Below are 21,361 nucleotides of genomic sequence, written 5' to 3' on the forward strand. Positions count from 1 at the left end.
CCTATACCCCCTCTGCTGCCAACGATCTGTGCATCTCTGTGGCAAAATGTTTTTGATACAATCTGGTGTAAACACCGCCATGGGCGAGCAAATCGTAGTGTGTACCTCGCTCAACGATTTGTCCTTGCTCCAGAACAAGCACTTCATCCGCGTCTTTTATCGTGGACAGGCGGTGAGCAATAACGAGAACGGTCCGATTTTTCATTACATTTTCCAGTGCTTCCTGAACCAAAGCTTCCGACTCTGTATCTAAGGCAGATGTAGGTTCATCCAGCAGCAGAATCGGGGCGTCCTTCAAGATCGCTCGAGCAATTGCGATGCGCTGTTTCTGTCCTCCGGATAAACGAGATCCTCGTTCCCCCACTTTTGTTTGATATCCTTGCGGCAACTCCATAATGAAGTCATGGGCATTGGCTGCTTTTGCCGCTGCGATGATCTCGTCTTGTGTCGCATGAATGCGTCCATAGGAGATATTATCCGCAATGGACACGGGGAATAGCGTCGTATCCTGAGAAACCATGGAAAGATAGCTCCGCATGTCCGTCATATTCCAGTCAGTCATGGAATGCCCGAATACTTTCATGCTCCCGTTGCCCAGTTCCATTCGATAAAACCCGCACAGCAGTTTCATGATGGTGCTCTTTCCACTCCCGCTGGCACCTACTAACGCAACGGTCTTGTTCGGAAGTAACGTAAAGCTTACGTTATCAAGAATTTTTGCCTGATCGTATGCAAACGTAACGTTCTCAAACTGTACCGGAATCGCCTCTGGATCAACAGAAATCGCCGGCTGATCATTTTGTTCAACTGGCTGTGAAATAATTTCTTGCAGCCGTTTTGCCGCACCTGATGTCTCTTGTACTTGGGCAAACAACACGGGTGCGAGTGAAAGTGGTTCGATAATAAAGTGGAGCAAATAGCTGAAGAGGACCAAGCTGCCCAGATCCAATTCTCCCACCTGAATCAAGTACCCACCGTAAGCGACGAAAAACAGGATCGGGGAAGAAAACAATAAAATCCCTGGTGCTGTCATCCACGCGCGCTTCTTCTCTGCCTGGATCGCATTTTTCAATACCTGCTTCATACCTGCATGGTATTTCCGATACAGGACACCTTCCAATTGAAAAGCTTTGACCATGTGAATCCCGGAAAGCGTATCTTGCGCGATGGCGTTCGTTTGACCCAGATGGTCCTGCACTTGCTCCGAATACTTTTGAAGCGGTCTGCTCATCCAGCCTGTGATCACGATGGCGACTGGAAGGATCGCGACGCTGAAGATGATTAACTTCCAATTGATCGTCAACAGCAGTCCAAGAGCTCCAGTAAAAACAACTGGTAGATAAAAAAGCTGGAAAAAATGCTTTTGCAAAAAGCTTTGCAAGATTTGGGCATCCGTTGTTAACCGAGAAACGAGATCGCCGGAATGATATTTATCCATGGTAGACATGGGGACCTTTTCGAGATGAGAAGCCATGCTGTTTTTCAAATCTCTCATCGCTCTTGAACTGAATCTAGCTGCCGAATACGTGATGAGATATTTCGAGAGAAAACCGACGATGGTCATACTTAAAATGATGAGGGCAATACTGACCAGCTTGTCGAAATCGTCCGTATGTTCAACCATGGTTTTGATCAGGATTCCCATCCAAATGTTTGCCACGGCTACAAGAAGCGAAGCGATGATGCAGATAATGACCCAACCTCGATAAGGCTTTACATACGAGAGTACCCAGCCAAACACGGGTTCTTTCTTTCTATGCTGATCTTGCTTGGTAAAAATCATGTGCTGCTCCTCTCCAATGATGTATTGGATGAACTCCCCTTGGAAAACGTTGTTCCCAAGGGGAATCATCACAAAGCCGCGGTCTTATTTCAGAATGAACAGCTCCTGCAGGATGTCTCTGAGGATGGAAGCATTCATTGACACGTAATTTCCTCCCAGCATGCTGGAGTGGATTCCGTTCCCTTCGTACGTCATCAGTCGTTTCGTAGCCTGTGTCCAAGCGGATTCATTCCATTTGACTGCAACCAGATCTTCCTCGCCCGATTCCAGCTCTGATTGAATGAGATGGATCGATGCGTTCGTTGCACCCGTATTGATCAGTTGATTGTGATACATCACATAGCTGACCGTTTTTCGAATGAAGCTTTGCTTGACGAATTCATTGGCAGCGTACAAATTGAAGTCTTCTTGTGTCATGTTGAACATCTCGATGTTTTCTCCAATTTCGGCAAATAACTGGGCAATGTCACTTTCGGTTTCCGCCAGAGTCCGCTCCATCACCTTGTCTTTCCAGTACGAATCAAACAAGATGAGGTCGGTCACGACATATCCTTGATTCTCCAGTTCTTTTGCGACTTCAAAAGCCAGATTGCCTCCCGATGAATATCCCATGAGCGTATAGGGTCCCTTTGGATCAATCGCGACAATGGCTTCGATGTACTGCTCAAGTCGATTGTCTTCTTGGATGAAATCAAAGCTGTGCAGGGAGACGCCCTTAATTTCATCAGCAAGCTTCTGGTAATAGACACTCTGGGCTCCAATCGGTGTAAAGCAGAATACCTTTCTCGTTGTCTCTTCATTTAAGAGAATGGCTCTTCCGGAGTTGCCTTCGAAGTTCTTGTGCGTGATGAAATCCGCTACCTTCTCAATGGTTGGATGCTGGAAGATGAGATTCAACGGCAGTTCAATCTGCATGTACTCATATACCTTTGCAACCAGAAGCGTTGCTTTCAATGAGTGTCCACCTAGTTCAAAGAAATGGTCAGTAATACCAATCGGTTCTATTCCCAAAACTTCCTGCCAAATGGATGCCAGTTGATGCTCGGTCGCATTTCTTGGTGCCACGTACTCACGTGTGGACGCATCCGATTGCTGTGGCTTCGGCAATGCTTTGCGATCCACTTTTCCATTGGCCGAAAGTGGAAGTTGATCCAACTGAACAAAATAACTTGGAACCATGTAAGCAGGCAGTTCTTTCGCCAGATCCCTTCTCAGCTCGGAAATGGATACCTCTGCTGCTGTGACCAGGTAAGCGCAAAGATACTGTACGGCTGTTACGTCATCTTCTTGCACAACCACCACTGCTTGATCGATGCCATCGTAAGTGAGTATGGTGCTCTCGATCTCCCCGATCTCGATGCGATACCCTCTCACCTTCACCTGTTCGTCAGCCCGACCGATGTAATCGATCGTGCCGTCTGTCCGCCATTTCACCAAGTCACCGGTTTTATACATGCGCTCTCCTGGTACGAACGGATTCGGAACGAACTTTTCTTGTGTGAGCTCTGGTTTGTTCAAATAACCTCTCGCTAGTCCGGGGCCTCCAATGCATAGCTCTCCCACTACGCCAATCGGTTGCAAGTGATGTTGTGTATCTACGATGTACACCTGTACATTGGCTAGCGGTCGACCAATCGTGATATCTTGACCTACTTCGATCGAACGAGAGATGGTGGTGACGACGCTGTTTTCGGTCGGACCGTATTCATTGTTGATCTCGATTTCAGGATGCTTTTCTTTCGTTTTTTGCACAAGCTGTGCAGGTAGCTTCTCGCCTCCCAATGTTACGCAACGCAGAGGAGAGAAATCGGCAGCAGTCGAGCAATCCAGAATCGCTTGGAACAGACTCGGCACACCGTAGTAATGGGTAACTCCCGTTGAGGCAATCAGTTTCTTCAACGCTACTGGATCTTTGGCTTCTTCCTCTCTTGGCAGGATGCAAGAAGCACCTCCGAGAAGCGGAGCGAACAAGCTGGCTACAAATCCATCGAAGGCAAACGAGAATACCTGCAACGCCTTGTGTTCCGGTCCGAATCCATATTCATCTCTTCTCCACTGCAAGCAATTGACGATTCCCTGATGCGGAATCATGACGCCCTTCGGCTTTCCGGTCGTACCCGATGTATAGATCACATAGGCGAGATCGGTCGGTTGATTGAGTGATGCGAGATTGGAGCCATCCATCCCGGCGTCATGCTCTGCGTTCAGATCAAGCCAATCAAGTCCACTCGACACGCGAGACAATAATTCTGACAGATGTGATTGGCAGAGAAGCAGGGCAGCGTCACTGTCCGCAAGCAAGTACTGAATGCGTTCTTGCGGATACGCCGGATCGATCGGAACATACGCACCGCCAGCCTTTAAAATACCAAGGATGCCAATGATCATCTCTGGCGAACGCTCCGCCATTACCGCTACAAGACGATCAGGTCCGATACCTTTGGTGCGCAGAACTCTTGCCAGTCTGTTAGCTCGCTCATTGAGCTCGGCGTACGTCAGTGATTGCTCGTTAAAGAGAATGGCTTCCTGATCTGGCGTCTTCGCGACTTGCTCTTCGAATAATTGATGCAGCGTTTTGTCTTGTAAATATTTTACAGATGTATCATTGAAATTCTCGAAAACTTGCTGCTTCTCCTCCTTTGTGAGCATGTCAATCTCACGCAAGCGGATATGCGGATTTTGCACAACGATTTGTGCAATTGCCATGAAGTGGTTGCTAAATCGTTCAATGGTCTCTCTCGCAAACAAGCTTGTGCTGTACTCGACACCAATGCTGATCTCTTCACGCTCTTCTGTGGCAATCAATGTCAAATCGAATTTGGAATGGTTGCCGGCTTGATCCGTCATGAAAGGAGCGAGTGACAAGCCTAGCATGTCGATTGACTCATCCATATTGTTCTGGACAGTAAACATGGTGTCGAAGAGCGGGTTTCTGCTTAAGTCTCGCGGTATGTCCAGTTTTTCCACCAGTTCCTCAAACGGATAGTCCTGATGAGCGTAAGCGTCCAATGCATTCTGCTTGACTTCTAGCAACAACTCGGTAAATGTTTTCGCAACATGCGGCTTGTTTCTCATCGCCAATGTGTTCACGAACATACCGACGATCGGTTCCAGATCAGCATGAGATCTACCTGTAATCGGTGTGCCGACGATGATGTCCTCCTGCCCGGAATACTTGGAAAGCAGTACATTGTACGTTGCAAGGAGTACCATGTACAGCGTCGTTCCTGTTTCTCGCGCCAACTGATTCAAGCCTTCCATCAGCTGTTTCCCGGTTCCGATTGTATACTGATCTCCGGCGAAATTTTGAATGCTTGGTCGGCTGAAATCTGTTTGCAGGTTTAGCACTGGAATTTCGTCTGCAAACACTTGAGCCCAATACTCTTCTTGCTTGTTGAAGGCATCGGATCGGAAAAGCTCCTGTTGCCATACGGAGAAGTCCTTGTATTGGATTCGCAGCTCTGGCAAAACATCTCCTTGGTACAACTGCACGAAATCTGTCAGGAGAATGCCAGATGATACACCGTCGGAAATGCTATGATGCATGTCAGTAAAGAGCACATGACGATCTTCCCCGATATTCAGAAGCCGGACACGAAGCAACGGCGCCACTCCCAGATCGAATGGCTGAACGAGGGACGAAAGAACCTGTTGAGCCTGGTCTTCTGTGATCGTTGTATACAAGAGTTCAAAAGAAACTTCCTCGTGAATCTTCTGAACAGGTTCTCCATTTACAACTGCAAAAGATGTACGAAGACTTTCATGTCTCTCAATCAGCTGCTTGAACGCTGTTTCTATTCGCTCCGGTTCTAGCTTCCCTTCAATCAGCATGGTCGAAGGCATATTGTAGCTGATGCCGACTCCTTCAAATTGATGGAGGATAAACATGCGCTTTTGGGCCGATGAAACAGGGTAATACTCTTGAGCAGGTGCTGGTTGAATCGAAATGACATACCCTCTTGCTGTCTCTTCGATGTGTGCGGCCAATTGCAGAATCGTTGGTTTTTCGAACAAAATACGAAGCGGGATATCCACTTGATATTCGTTATGCATGCGCGAAATCACACTCATCGCACGCAGGGAGTGACCGCCAATTACAAAGAAATCATCCAGAACCCCTACTTGCTCTACATTCAGCACTTGCTCCCATACGCGGGCCAATTGCGCTTCTAATTCCGTACGAGGTGCTACGTACTCCGTCGTTCTGAGTAGTGATACATCTGGCGACGGCAAGGAACGTCTGTCAATCTTCCCATTTGCGGTAAGCGGCAGTGCTTCAAGAGATACGAAATACGATGGAATCATCGCTTGAGGCAATTCTTTCAGCAATTCCTGACGTAATTGTGCTGTGTCGATCTCGCGTTCTGCCACAACGTACGCGCATAAATACTTTTCTTGTCTGTGATCCTCTCTTGCGACCACGACTGCTTCCAAGATTCCGTCTTGCTTGCGTAGCTGTGTCTCGATTTCGCCGAGCTCAATACGGACACCCCTGATTTTCACTTGATGATCGTTACGCCCCAGGAATTCCACATTGCCATCTACGCGCCACTTCGCCAGATCACCCGTACGATACAACAGCTCACCTGGCCTGAAAGGATTCGGTACAAACTTCTCTTGCGTCAGCTCGGGTCTGTTCAAATAACCGCGAGCGACCCCTGCTCCCCCTATGCACAACTCACCCACGACTCCAACAGGCTGAAGATTCAATTGTTGATCCATTACATACATCTGCATATTCGGAAGCGGTTTTCCGATCGGTACCGTTCCTGAGAGGATGGATGCGACATCAGTTTCTTCATAATAACTGGAATCGATGCACGCCTCTGTTACCCCATAGCTGTTGATAATGCGCAGAGTATGACTGAATCGGGTCAGCAAGGTCTTGAAGTCTTCTGCTGGACAACTGTCTGCTCCGAGAATCAGGAGCTTCATCTGACTGATATCAAGCTTGTTTTCGTAAATGTAATGCATCAACGGCATGATCAAAGCTGGTGTCGCTTCGAAAATGGTAATTTCATATCGCTTGATGATCTCGTACAAAGAAGCAGGGTCCATTTTGACCTCATTCGGGCATATCACCAGCTGCCCTCCTGTGAGCAATGCACGGGCAAAGTCGCCTGTCGATACGTCAAAGGCGAAGCTCGCCATTTGCAGCAAGCGAACAGGGAAGGTGTCCAAATGATACTCATCCTGCCATGCAAACGCGACATTCGCATAGCTACGGTGCTCAATCACGACCCCTTTAGGCTTACCAGTCGTTCCGGAAGTATAGATGATGTAAGCGGCATGTTCTGGCAGTGCCACAGGCTCCAGATTGCCCGCTTCTCCCTGATACAGCCCTTCTGCATCGAGATAGAGGGTTTCGTGAGGGAATGCAAGCTGTGTATCCATCAGTTGCAAGGTAAGGAACAGCTTCGCATCGCTATCTTCCAAAATGAATGCTTGACGCTCCAACGGATAGTCTGGATCAATCGGGACATAGGCGCCGCCAGCTTTCAAAATACCGAGCGTCCCTACTACCATGTGCAAGGAGCGGTCTACCATGATGCCGACTTTGCTCTCTGGCATGACTCCCTTTTGACGCAAAACACGTGCGAGCTGGTTCGCTTTTTCATTTAATTCCCGGTACGTTAGCTGTTCATCTTCGAAAATGACGGCTACCTGGTTCGGTGTTTTTTCAACCTGCTCTTCGAATAGCCCCTGGAACGTTTTATTCGTCGGATAAGCGGCTTTTGTTGCATTGAAATCATGCAGCATTTGATCCATCTCGTCTTTTGACAAGACACTGATCTCGGCCAGCTTGCTATCTGGATTGTCAATGAGCGTCTGTAATAGAGTGACGTAATGAGCTGCCAGGCGATCGATCGATTCTTTTGCAAACAACTTCGTGCAATAGCTGAATTGCACGAGAAGCTCATCCTGCTGTTCCATCGCATCCAGAGCGATATCGAATTTCGCGATTTTGCCATCTACCGGGTAAGCGGACATGTTGAGTCCTGCAATTTCTAATGCAGAAGAGTCCGCAAGCCCCAGACTAAACATCGTATCGAATAGCGGATTTCGGCTTAGATCGCGCCGCACTTCCAGCTTATCTACGAGATGCTCAAACGGATAATCCTGATGTTGAAACGCATCTAGTGCATTTTGTCTCACGTCACCCAAAAACTCGCGGAAGGTCAGGTTGCCTCCTACCACATTTTTCAAGGCGAGCGTGTTGACGAACATACCGACGATTCGTTCTACATCTGCGTGGGAGCGACCTGCAATCGGTGTGCCGACCACGATTTCTTCCTGTCCTGCGTATTTGGACAGCAGCACATTGTAGGCTGCCAGAAGCACCATGAACAGTGTGGAGCCAGTATTTGCAGCGAGTTGTCGCAACTCCGCAAGCAAGTGATTTCCTGTGCCGATCGCTACCGTGTCGCCTTCGAAGCTTTGAACAGTAGGTCTTGGGAAATCATTTGGCAGGTTGAGTAATGGGATCTCCCCTGCAAAGACATTCGTCCAATAATCCTCCTGTTTTTGGAAGCGCTCAGACTGGGCCAGCTTTGTTTGCCAAGAAGCGAAATCTTTGTACTGGAGACGCATGTCAGGGAGTTGCTTTTCTTCGTACAAGCTCGCAAACTCCTTGGCGATGACTGCAAGCGATACTCCATCCGAGATAATGTGGTGCATATCCATGAAGAACAAATGTCGTTCTGCTCCCAGTTTGATCAAGTCAACCCGGAACAACGGAGCCACTTCGAGATCAAACGGCTGAACCAACTCATGAATACGTTGTTCTACTTGGTCTTCTGTCGCCTCGGAAATCCCAATGAGAAGCGCGACATCCTCATGGACTCGTTGCACTGGTTCCCCGTTTATCGAATGGAAGGATGTTCGCAGGGATTCATGTCGTTTTACCAGCGTTCGGATGGCGTGTTCAAAGCGTTCGTATTCCAGATGGCCATCTATCATCAGCACATTTGGTACGTTGTAGCTGATTCCGCTTCCTTCAAATTCATGCAGGATGTACATTCTTTTTTGTGCGAACGAGACTGGATAAAAGTCTGCTTGCTCTACTGGTTGAATCGTCTCGAACTTTTCCATCTCACTCGCAGTGATATAGGCAGCCAGCTCATGGATCGTAGGTGATTCAAACAGTGCTTTTAACGGAAGCTCTACCTGAAATGCCTTATGCACCTGCGTGATCACATTCATGGCCTTCAGGGAATGTCCGCCCAATTCAAAGAAGTTGTCGTGAATGCCTATCGCATGAATTCCCAGTACCCCTTGCCAAATTTCAGCCAGCTTCGTCTCGGTCGCGTTTTGAGGAGCGACATATGTGGAGCCGTGGACCCGATCACCAGATGGTTCTGGCAATGCTCTGCGATCGAGCTTTCCGTTTGCCGTCAAAGGCAGCTTATCCATTTGGACATAGAAGGTTGGAACCATGTAGCTAGGCAATTCTTTGGAAATAGCTTCTCTCAACTCTGCTGCGTCGAGTTCCTCTTCTGGAACAAAATAAGCGCAGAGAGCTTTTTGGCCGTTCGTATCATCCAACACTGTAACGACAGCTTCTTTTACCTTTTCCAGATTGGTGAGAACGGTCTCGATTTCCCCAAGCTCGATCCGATAGCCTCTGATCTTAACCTGTTGGTCAATTCGTCCCAAATACTCAATCGTTCCATCCGCCAGCCATCTCGCCAAATCCCCAGTGCGGTACATGTTTTCACCTGAAACAAAAGGATTCGGAACAAACTTCTCGGCGGTCAATTCCGGCTTGTTCAAATATCCCCTAGCTACCCCGTCTCCACCTACGCACAATTCACCCGGCACTCCAATTGGCTGCGGCTGATTGTAGCGATCCACGATATAAGCAGTGGAGTTCGTGATCGGCTTCCCAATCGGAATATTGTCTTCGAATTCCTTCTCTATCAAATAGCACGTAGAGAAGGTCGTGTTCTCGGTCGGGCCGTATCCGTTCCAAATTTCTAGATCGGAATAAGCGCTGTTTACTTTGTTGATGTGTTTCGGAGACAGTGCTTCGCCACCGACGATTAACGCACGCAAGCCTTCGAACATTGGCGGGTTGTCTTGCGAGAGCTGGTTAAACAGTGGTGAAGTTAACCACATCGTTGTAATCCGATTCTCTCGCAGGAAGCTGCCCAGCTTCTCTGCATCTAACAGAACATCCTTGCTCACAAGGAACAAACTAGCACCATGCAACAGAGCTCCGAAAATCTCAAACGTCATGGCGTCGAAGCCTATCGCGCCCGTTTGAATCATGCGATCTTCTTCGCGTACCTGAACGTAATTCGTATTTTTCACCAAACGAGTAACATTTCGATGCTCGACCATGACTCCTTTTGGTTTGCCCGTCGAACCCGACGTGTACATCACATAAGCCAAGTCCTTGGCGTCATTGAGGTTGGTCAGGTTGCTGACATCTTCTTGCTTCAGGCTCTCGTCTTCCAAAACGATTGGAATGAGACCTTCGCCTGCGAGATGCAACAGATGTCTTTGAACAAGGACAACCTTCACGCCGCCATCTTCGAGCATGTAAGAAATGCGCTCTGATGGATGCTCCGGATCAATCCCCAGGTAGGCGCCTCCCGCTTTGATGATACCCATGATGCCTGTGATCATGTCGAGAGAACGATCTGCGATCAGTCCTACAACGGAATCCTTCCCGATTTCCTCACGGCGAAGCGCACTTGCGATCTGGTTGGCTTTCTGGTTCAGCTCCTGATACGTCAACATTTGTCCGTCAAATATGACGGCAGCATGCTCAGGTGTTCTCAGAACCTGCTCCTCGAAAAGCTCTTGGATGGTGCTTTCGCGTGGATAATCGACAAACGTGTTGTTAAATGCAACCGTCACCAGCTGCTTTTCTTCTTCGGTCAACAAGCTGATCTCATGCAAGGAAGCGGTGTGATTGGCAACGACTTCTCGCAGAACCTGGAGGAAATGGCGAGCCATTCTTTCGATCGTCTCTTTTTGGAACAATTTCGTAGAGTAAACAAGGCCGAAATGCAGTCCCGTTTCATCTTCATGGGCTTCCAATGTGAGATCGAATTTTGCGTTACCCTGCTGCCCATCCCCGGAGTATGCTTCAAATTTCAGACCATCCAGCTCATAAGCTTTTTTGTCCAGGTTTTGCAAAATAAACATGGTGTCAAACAGCGGGTTTCTGCTGAGATCCCTCTGGATTTCCAGTTTTTCGACTAGGGCTTCAAACGGATAATCCTGATGGGCGTAAGCTTGCAGCGTATTCTGTTTGACATCTTCCAAAAATGCCTGGAACGATTTCGTTCCGTCCGGGTAGTTTCGCAAAGCCAATGTATTGACAAACATCCCCAAGACTTTTACTACATCAGCATGCGATCTGCCAGCAATCGGTGTTCCCACTACGATATCTTCCTGGCCACTGTATTTGGAAAGAAGCACATTGTAAGCCGCCAGCAAGACCATAAACAGCGTGGTTTGGTTCCCATGGGCAAGCTTGTATAAATCGTCCATCAACGTTTTGTCTGTCTGGAACGAAATGCAATCTCCCTCAAAGTTTTGAACCAGAGGGCGAGAATAATCGGCCGGCAGATTAAGGACAGGAATGTCCCCCGCGAAGGACTTCAACCAGTAGTTCTCGTGCTTTGTATAGATGTCCGTTTGGAACAGCTCAGTCTGCCAGACAGCAAAATCTTTGTATTGAACAGGAAGCTCTGGCAAATATTCGTTTCGATACAACTTCGAGAATTCTTCCATGATGATTCCAACAGAGACGCCATCCGAAATGATGTGATGCATATCCATCAGGAAAAGATGTCGCTTCGCTCCTAATTTGAAGAGTCCGACCCTCAACAACGGAGCCTTCGTTAGATCAAATGCTTGCACAAACGATTCAATGGTTTGCTCGACTTGATCTTCCTTCAAATCCTGATAGCGCACATCCAGTTCGACTACCTCATGTACACGCTGAACAGGCTCCCCATTCACGGTGTGGAAGGATGTTCGTAACGATTCGTGTCGCTTGACAAGCCCTTGTATCGCGTGTTCAAAGCGCGCATGATCCAGATCGCCTTCGATATACAACACGCTTGGCATGTTATAGACTGTTCCGGTACCTTCAAACTGGCGCAGGACAAACATCCTCTTTTGTGCAGATGAGACTGGATAATGCTCTTGCCACGGTACAGGCTGAATCGGTACATGTGTGTCTTTTCCACTCGTCTCGATATACTGTGCCAATGCCTGGATGGTAGGTGTCGCAAAGAGCACTCTGAGTGGAAGCTCGACTTGATACTCTCGATGAATCTGTGCAGCGAGCGACATGGCTTTCAAGGAATGTCCACCTAGCTGGAAGAAGTTGTCGAGGACACCGATGTTGCTTACCTCAAGCACACCTTCCCAAATCTCTGCCAGCCTGATTTCCACAGGACTTGCTGGCGCCACATATTCTGCTCCCGTTACAGGCTTGCCTTCTGGTTTCCGCAAGGCTTTCCTGTCGATCTTTCCATTAGGTGTAAGCGGGAGCTGATCGAGCTGGACTAAGTACGCAGGTATCATGTAGGACGGCAAGCTTTGCGACAGATACGACCACAGATTCGAGACTTCAAGCTTTTCTTCTCCCGTGAAATAAGCAGCAAGCGACGTTTGGCGCAGTTGGTCTTCATGGACAATCACGACAGCTGAAGTCAACTTTTCAAAGGAGAGCATAACAGACTCAATCTCACCGATTTCAATCCGATATCCCCTTACTTTTACCTGTTCATCCAAACGACCGACAAATTCAATTGTTCCGTCAGGGCGCCACTTTCCTAGATCGCCAGTCTTGTACATGCGCTCGCCTTCCAAATAAGGATGGGAAACGAACTTCTCTACTGTGAGCTCCGGCTTGTTCCAATATCCACGTGCCAAGCCGTGGCCACCGATGCAAATTTCCCCAACGACGCCGATTGGCTGTAGCTGATGGAATTTGTCCACGATATAGATGCTGGTGTTGGCAATGGGGCGTCCGATCGTTATCGCAGAATCCAGTTGCGAAATTCGCTGCCAAGTGGCGACGACACTGCTTTCTGTCGGACCGTATTCATTGATGATGACCAATTGCGGATTCTGCTGATTACTCTTCTCAACGAGCTGAGCAGATACTTTTTCGCCCCCAAGTGTGACGGTTTGCATGGAGCTGATATCCGCAGCAGAAGCGCATTCTAATATTGCTTGGAATAGACTTGGCACGCATGTCATTTGGGTGCATCTCGCAGCTGCTATGCGGTTTCTGAGAGATACAGGGTCTTTGGCTTCTTCATCCTCCGCCAAGACGACGGTTGAACCGGAAAGGATCGGTGTAAAGAAGGAAAGAACAAAGGCATCAAACGCAAAGGATAGGGGCACAAGACTTCTATCATCGACGCTAAACTGATACTCCTCTTTCTTCCACAACACGCTGTTGACAATGCCACGATGCTCGATCATTACTCCTTTTGGCTTGCCTGTTGTCCCGGATGTGTAGATGACATAAGCCAAATCGGAAGCAGTTTGAATCGGCTCGAGATTCGAACGGTTGGGAGAATAGTTCTTCACTTCCTCCAGATACAGGCACTCCACGCTCACACTAGAAGCCAGCTTTGCTCCAAGATGTTTTTGGGTAAGCACTAAACGGGCTTCGCAATCTTCCAGCATGTAGGCTACACGATCTTCCGGATATTCTGGATCGATAGGCACGTATGCTCCCCCTGCTTTCAAAATGGCCATGATTCCAACAGCCATTTCCACAGAACGGTTTGCCATGATTCCTACGATTTGGTTAGCCTTTACTCCCCGCTCTCGCAAGGTAACGGCAAGCTGGTTTGCTCGCTCATTCAGTTCGTGATAGGACATCTGCTTATCGCCGATTTCAACCACTGGAACCTGTGGTGTTTTTTCCACTTGCTCCTCAAATAGCTCATGTAGTGTCTTGTTCTGCGGATATTCCTTATGCGTATCATTGAATTCTACTAACAAGCGATGCTTTTCCTCATCGGAAAGCATAGTGATCTCGGATAAGGTAACTGCTTGCTGCTCAATAACGGCATGAAGGATTCGAATGAAGTGAGCCGCTATTTTTTCAATCGTTTCTCGTGAAAACAATTTGGTGCAGTAATCCAAGCTAAAGATGATCTCCTCATCTTCTTCGCACGCCTCCATGGACAGATCAAACTTTGCCTGATTCACGTCTGCCATATAGGGTGTAAACGTCAGTTGCGCCATTTCGAATGGCTTTTGATCCATATTTTGCAAGATAAATACGGTGTCAAACAAAGGATTGCGGCTCAGATCCCGTTGAATGTTCAACTTATCAATCAGTTCATCCAGTGGATAATCCTGATTCTCAAAAGCTTTCAGCGTATTGTTTTTCACTTCTGCTAAAAAGGTAAGGAAGGTCTTAGTCCCTGCAGGCTCGTTTCGCAATGCCAGTGTATTGACAAACATACCAATAATAGAATCCGTTTCTGCATGGGACCTGCCGGCAGTAGGCGCTCCAACGACAATGTCCTCTTGTCCAGAGTATTTAGAGAGAAGTACATTGTACGCAGCCAGCAGTACCATGTAGAGCGTAGCTCCTGTATCATGGGCAAGTCGATTCAATTCTTTTTTCAAAAAGGCACCGGAGCCGAAAATAAATCGCTCACCCTCGAAGCTTTTCACACCAGGTCTCGGATAATCCGTTGCAAGATTCAATACGGGAATTTCTCCCGTAAAGGTATCGATCCAATAGGCTTCCTGAGCAGCAAACTCTTCCGTCTCAACCCATTGATTCTGCCAATGGGCAAAGTCCTTGTACTGAATGCTCAGTTCTGGCAGCTCTTCCCCGTGATAAAGTTGAGCAAGCTCTTGAACAAGAATACCGATAGATACGCCGTCCACCACAATATGGTGCAAATCTAGCATGAAAAGATGGCGTTCTAGTTCCAGTTTGACCAGTCCAGCGCGAATCAGTGGAGCTTTTTCCAAATCGAACGGTTGAATAAATTGCTCGACGATTTGTTTGAGCTCTCCTTCTGTTGACTCCAACAACGAGATTTCCAGCTCGACATCTTCATGTACGCGCTGAACAGTCTCTCCTTTCATGGAGTGGAACGAGGTACGCAGAGATTCATGGCGTCTCACCAGACTCTTGAGCGCTTGCTGCAAACGCTCTGTATCCAGCTTGCCATCGATGTACAGGATGCCCGGCATGTTGTAGCTGATGTCTGCACCTTCCATTTGTCGGAGAATAAACATTCTCTTTTGTGCAGAAGACACCGGGTAATACTCCTGCTTTTGGACAGGTTCAATCGTCGTATACTTGCCTTTGCTAGCAGTAGAGATGTATGCCGACAAGTCAGCGATCGTAGGCGATTCAAATAGTGTTTTCAACGGCACATCTACTTGAAGGGAACGATGGATCAAAGAGATGACGTTCATCGCCTTCAAGGAGTGTCCGCCCAACTCGAAGAAATGATCGTGTACCCCGATTTGGTTCACGCCAAGTACGCTTTGCCAAATTTCTGCGAGCGTGGATTCCACTTCATTGCGCGGCGCTACATATACGGTTTCTGATGAGGATGCTCCCTCAGGTTGAGGCAAAGCTTTACGATCTACCTTGCCATTTGCCGTGAGCGGCAGCTTCTCCAAATAAACAAAATAAGAAGGAACCATATACGATGGCAGATGGGAAGCCATGTAAGCTCTCAGGTCAGCTGTCTTGATTTCCTGTTTGGAAACGATATAGGCGTATAAGTTGTTTTGCCCTTTTTCATCAGGACGAGCAAGGACAATGGCCGTTGTTACCGATTCATGCTGCAAAAGCCTTGCTTCGATCTCACCCAGTTCGATCCGGTGTCCTCTGATTTTGACCTGATGGTCGATGCGTCCGAGATATTCCACGTTGCCGTCGGGTAGATATCTTACCATGTCTCCAGTACGGTACATCTTGCTACCCGGTTCAAACGGATTGTCGATGAAGCTGGCTATTGTCAGTTCTTCACGATTCCAGTAACCGCGGGCCAACCCATCACCAGCAATGCACAGTTCTCCTGCAACCCCTACAGGCTGGAGCTGGTTGCTCAAATTTAGGACGTACAAACGGACGTTATCAATCGGTTTGCCAATTGGAATCACGCCATACTCCGGCACCCGAGGGCAAATCCAGTAGGTCGCATCGATTGTGGATTCTGTAGGGCCATAGAGGTTAATTAGCTGTGCCGTTTGCGTCTGGTAAAAGCGCGAAACAAGTGCAGGTGCCAATGCTTCCCCACCGCAGAATACGCGTTGCAAGCTCGTGCAAGAGCCCCATCCCGGTTCAGTCATGATCAGGTCCAGCAAGGAAGGAACCATCTGTAAAGTCGTGATCTTCTCTTCTCTGATCATGCGAGTCATGTACTCGATGTCGCGATGTCCGTCTGGCTTTGCCAGTACCAGGCGTCCCCCCGTGATGAATGGCAAGTAAAATTCCCATACGGAAGCATCGAAGCTGAATGGCGTTTTTTGCAAGACAGCATCCTCTGTGGTCAGTGGGAAGGCATTCTTCATCCAGAGCATGTGATTGCAAATCGCTTGATGCGCGATCATAACCCCTTTGGGATTTCCGGTCGATCCAGATGTATAGATGACATAGGCCAAGTCATTCCCGCCAGAGACATTGTCGAGATTGGTGTCGTCACCTGCATAAATGGCTTCATCGTCTACGTCGATCATTTCTCCTGAATACTCTACTATCTCTTTCAAATGACGTTGTGTCAGTAGAATCGGAGCTTTGCTGTCGCTGAGCATGTATTGGATTCTTTCTGGCGGGTAGGTAGGATCAATTGGTGTATACGCACCACCCGCTTTTAACACGGCCAACATGCTCACAACCATCCCGATGGACCGGTCTACCATAATTCCGATCAACGTATCTGGTTGAGTTCCTTTACTCCGCAGCAAACGAGCCACTTGATTCGCCCGGGCGTTCAATTGACGATAGGTTAAGGTGTATCCGTCATAGACTACAGCTACTTGATCTGGCGTAAGCGCTACTTGATCTTCAAATAATTGATGCAAAGCCTGATCAGCGGATCGTTCGACAAAAGTATCGTTGACGTTCAGGATGAGCGCGCGTTTCTCTACTTTTGTCAACATGTCGATTTCTGCTAACATGGCATTCGGCTGTGCACTAATCGTGCGCAGGATTTCCATGTAATGATGGGCCATTCTTTGGATGGTTTCTTTCCTGAACAGCTTCGTTCCAAACGCGAATTGGAATTGAATGTCAGATTGCGACTCACTGGCATTCAAAACAAGATCAAACTTTGAAATTTTGTTAAACAACTCATACGGAGCTGCTGTAAGCTGCTCGATTTCCAATGTCTGCTGATTCGCATTTTCCAATGAAAACATGGTGTCAAACAGAGGATTTCGGCTGATGTCACGTTGAATCGCAAGCTTTTCCACCAGCTCTTCAAATGGATAATCCTGATTGTCATAGGCCGCAAGCGCATTTTGTTTCACTTCTTGCAAGAATTGGGTAAAGGTCTTGTCGCTCGTAGGATGATTTCTCATCGCCAACGTATTCACAAAAATCCCCATGATGTTTTCCACATCGGCATGAGAACGACCAGCGACAGGCGTACCCACGATGACATCCTCTTGGCCGGAATACTTGGACAGCAGCACATGGTAAGCCGCGAGCAAGACCATATACAGGGTTGTACCCGTATCTGCTGCTACCCTGTGCAAACGCTCAGTCAATTCTTTTCCTGCTTCAAAAAGGACAAGATCTCCTTCAAAGCTTTGAATGGTTGGACGCGGATAATCAGTCGGCAGATTGAGCAAAGGTATTTCATCAGCAAATGTATTCAACCAGTGGAGCTCCTGCTTCTTGTACACATCTGTCTGGAACAGTTCATTTTGCCAGGCAGCGAAATCTTTGTATTGGAGAGGAAGAGGCTCCAAGGCTTCCCCTTTGTACAACTTGGCAAATTCACCCAACAAAATTTGGGACGAAACTCCATCCGAGATGATATGGTGCATGTCGAGCAAGAACAAATGACGGTCTTTGCCCAATTTGACCAAGCCTGTTCGAATCAACGGAGCGATTTCGAAGTCAAAGGGACGGACAAAATCGCGCATGATCTGCTCCGCGTTGTCTTCCGTAGACTCCAGCATCAAGATTGGTACTTCTACCTCATCATGAACTTTCTGTACAGGCTCACCATCGATCCGGTGGAATGAGGTTCGCAAGGCTTCGTGGCGCTCCGCCAGTCTTTGAACCGTACTCGCAAAACGATTGTAATCGAGCTTTCCTTCCAGCAAGATTGCGCCCGAAATGTTATAGCTGATTCCGCTTCCTTCAAATTGCTGAAGGATGTACATTCTTTTTTGAGCAGAAGATACGGGATAAAATTCCTTTACTGCAACCGGTTGAATAGCAATGTACTCGCTTTTCCCCGATTTCGAGATGAAAGCGGCGAGCTGGGATACAGTCGGATTCTCGAACAGTGCCTTTACTGGCAAATCCACTTCCAACGCTTTGGAGACTTGAAAGATGACTGTCATAGCCTTCAGTGAATGTCCGCCCAGATCAAAGAAATGATCGTGAACGCCTACACGGCTAACCCCCAGGACCTGCTGCCAAATTTCAGCCAATTTTGTTTCCGTTTCATTCTGAGGAGCCACGTACGCTGTCCCCGTTACAACTGCACCGTCAGGCTTCGGCAATTTCTTCCGCTCTACTTTTCCATTGGCTGTCAGCGGAATTTCCTCCAAATGGATAAAGAAGGACGGGATCATGTAGGAGGGAAGCGTACTTCCCAGATGCTCTCTCAATTCCGATACGGTCAACTCCTGCCAAGATACAATGTAGGCATAGAGCACATTTTGACCACTGTCATCCTTTTCAGCGATGACGACGGCTTCCTTGATCCATTCATGTTGCGTCAAACGCGTTTCAATTTCGCCCATCTCAATCCGATGCCCACGAATCTTGACTTGATGGTCGATTCTTCCCAAGTATTCCATGTTGCCGTCTGGCAGCCATTTCACTAGGTCGCCAGTTCTATACATTTTGGTCCCCGGACGAAACGGATTATCGATGAATTTTTCCTGGGTCAGCTCCGGTCTATTGAAATATCCTTTGGCTACGCCATCACCAGATATATACATTTCACCAATGGATCCAACGGGTATCGGCTGCATAGAGGAATCGAGCAAATAAAGCTGGACGTTGTCTGCAGGGACTCCGATTGGTACCGATTCTTGGATGGTATTTTTAGGGTCATACAAATAAATCATGCAGCCCACAACCGTTTCGGTAGGTCCATACTCGTTGAAAATCTTGACATTCTGACCAAAGTTCTCATAGATTCTCTTCGCCAAATTGGTTGGCAAGTTCTCACCACCGACTATAAACCGTCGGATGCTGCTGTTTGTTCCATCTATTTCTTCAATCAGCTTCAAATGTGTTGGCGTCAGCTTAATGATCCCCACTTGGTTATCTTGGATGATGTCTAAAATGACCTGTACCTTGTCTGTTCCTCTGTAGACATAGATCGAATTGCCAGACAGAAGCGGCGTGAAGATCGAGGTGACAGTCAAATCAAACGAAATGGAAGAGTAAAGAGGAAAGTCTACAGCTTCACCTTGGACATATTCCTTGTTGGCCCACCAGATGTAATTGACCAGACCTTGATGAGTAATCATCGCGCCTTTCGGGTTCCCTGTGGAGCCGGAGGTGTAGATCATGTAAGCCAAATCATTCGGTGTGCAAGCTGGTTCAAGATTCGTGCTGTCTCCTTCATACAAGGAAGGATTGTCTAAATAGAGGATGTCGCCTTCAAATTCGACCTTTTCCTGGAGATGAGACTGTGTTAAGAGAATCGTCGTCTGGCTATCATCTAGTAAATACTGAATTCTCTCAAGCGGATACTCGGGATCAATCGGCAAATAGGCGCCACCTGATTTGAGGACAGCCATGATAGCTACGATCAATTCCAGTGAATGCTCCGCCATAATCGAGACGATACTGCCTTGGGTAATTCCTTTCCCACGCAGAGCTCTGGCCAACTGGTTGGAACGCTCCTGAAGCTCCTGGTAAGTAAGGCGATCTTCACCGCAAACAACCGCAACTTTCGAAGGTATCTGTCTTGCTTTCTCCGCGATCAGCTCGAAAATCATTTTGTCGCGTGGATAGTCGGCGGCCGTGTCGTTATAAGCTACCAGCAATTGCTGTTTTTCCCAAGCCGTGATGATTCTGATATCTTCAAGCAACACATTCGGATTGTGAATGACCTGCTCAATGATCGTTTTCAAGTGCCCTTCTACTCTGTTCATGAATGACTCTTCATAAACCGAAGCATTATAGCTCAACTTTACATACATCTCATTCGAAGGAGCGACCGCTACCACAACGTTAAAATCATAGGAAGTCTGTTCTTCCCCATTTTCCACGTTGAATTGAAAGCCTAAGGAATCCTCCAAATCACTCCTGGAATGATCCGGATAGTTTTCAAACGTCACCAAATGATCGATTAACTCTTGTTTCAGTACCGTCTTGCTCTGAATTTCGTACAACGGGGCGAAATCATAAGTAGCAGAAGCCAAGGCTTGCTTCTGAACTGTTTTGAGCAGCCCACTGAAGGTGTGTTCCCTGTTCGTTTTCACGCGGGTTGGAATTGTATTGATGAACAACCCAACCATGCTCTCAATCCCCTGAATTCCAGGTGGACGACCTGATACAACAGAGCCGAATACCACATCATCAGAATTTTTGTACTTGCTTGCCAAAATGCCCCATAGAGATTGAAACACGCTGCTCATCGTAGCCTGATTCTGATTGGCGATCTGCATCAGCTGCTGTGTCTTCTCAGGTGCGATTGTGAAGAGCTTCTCCACATGTACATAACTGCCATCTTCCGCTACATTTTTCTTTTTAGGGAAATCAGCCTGATGGTCATAGCCTTCCAGATAGTTCTGCCAGTAAGTAAGTGCTTCCTCTTTGTTTTGCTTATCCAGCCATTTGATATATTCGCTGTATGGTTTTGTTGCTTCCCGCGAAATGGGCTCGCCCTTACGAATTGCAGCGTAATAAGCAAGGAGCTTATGAAGCAATACGCCCAAAGACCAACCGTCAACGATGATATGATGGAACGCCCAAACGAATTGATACTGGTTCTCCCCTGTTTGGAAAATGGCAGCTTTCATCAAAACGTCTTTCGTCAGCTCAAACGTATGATGCTGACTGGTATACGCTTTTATGTAATCGTTCTGTTCATCTATTGGCAAATGAGCAATGTTTTCGAAATGAACAGCAACTTTTCTCTCTTTAAAAACAACTTGTCGAGGTCGCTGCAGGTTTTGATAAACAAATACGGTGCGCAAAACCTCATAGTTCTCTACGAGCTTGTTCATGCCCTCTTCAAAAATGGGCAGGTGAAAATCACCTTGGAGTTTCGCGGACATCTGGAGGCAGTACGCGCTGCTGTCTGTATCTTTGACAGCATGAAACAACATACCCTCTTGTAATGGGGTTAACGGGTAAATTTTTGCGATATTCTCCTGCTTTTTCATTCTGCACCTCAACTCTGTGATTTATCGATT

General features: G+C 47.6%; 2 protein-coding genes. Both read right to left on the reverse strand.

Going from position 1 to position 21,361, the window contains the following annotated elements:
- Position 1: 1 nt before the first annotated feature.
- A complete protein-coding gene (locus tag C7R93_RS02005) occupies positions 2 to 1,783 on the reverse strand; it encodes an ABC transporter ATP-binding protein (protein WP_106837749.1) in 1,782 nt (593 codons plus the stop codon).
- An 84-nt stretch (positions 1,784 to 1,867) separates the two neighbouring features.
- Positions 1,868 to 21,331: a tyrocidine non-ribosomal peptide synthetase TycC gene (gene tycC, locus C7R93_RS02010; RefSeq protein WP_106837234.1), complete on the reverse strand. Its 19,464-nt coding sequence runs from the start codon at positions 21,329 to 21,331 to the stop codon at positions 1,868 to 1,870.
- Positions 21,332 to 21,361: the final 30 nt, after the last annotated feature.

It is taken from the genome of Brevibacillus fortis, from assembly GCF_003013395.1.
GTDB classification, from domain to species: Bacteria; Bacillota; Bacilli; order Brevibacillales; family Brevibacillaceae; genus Brevibacillus; species Brevibacillus fortis.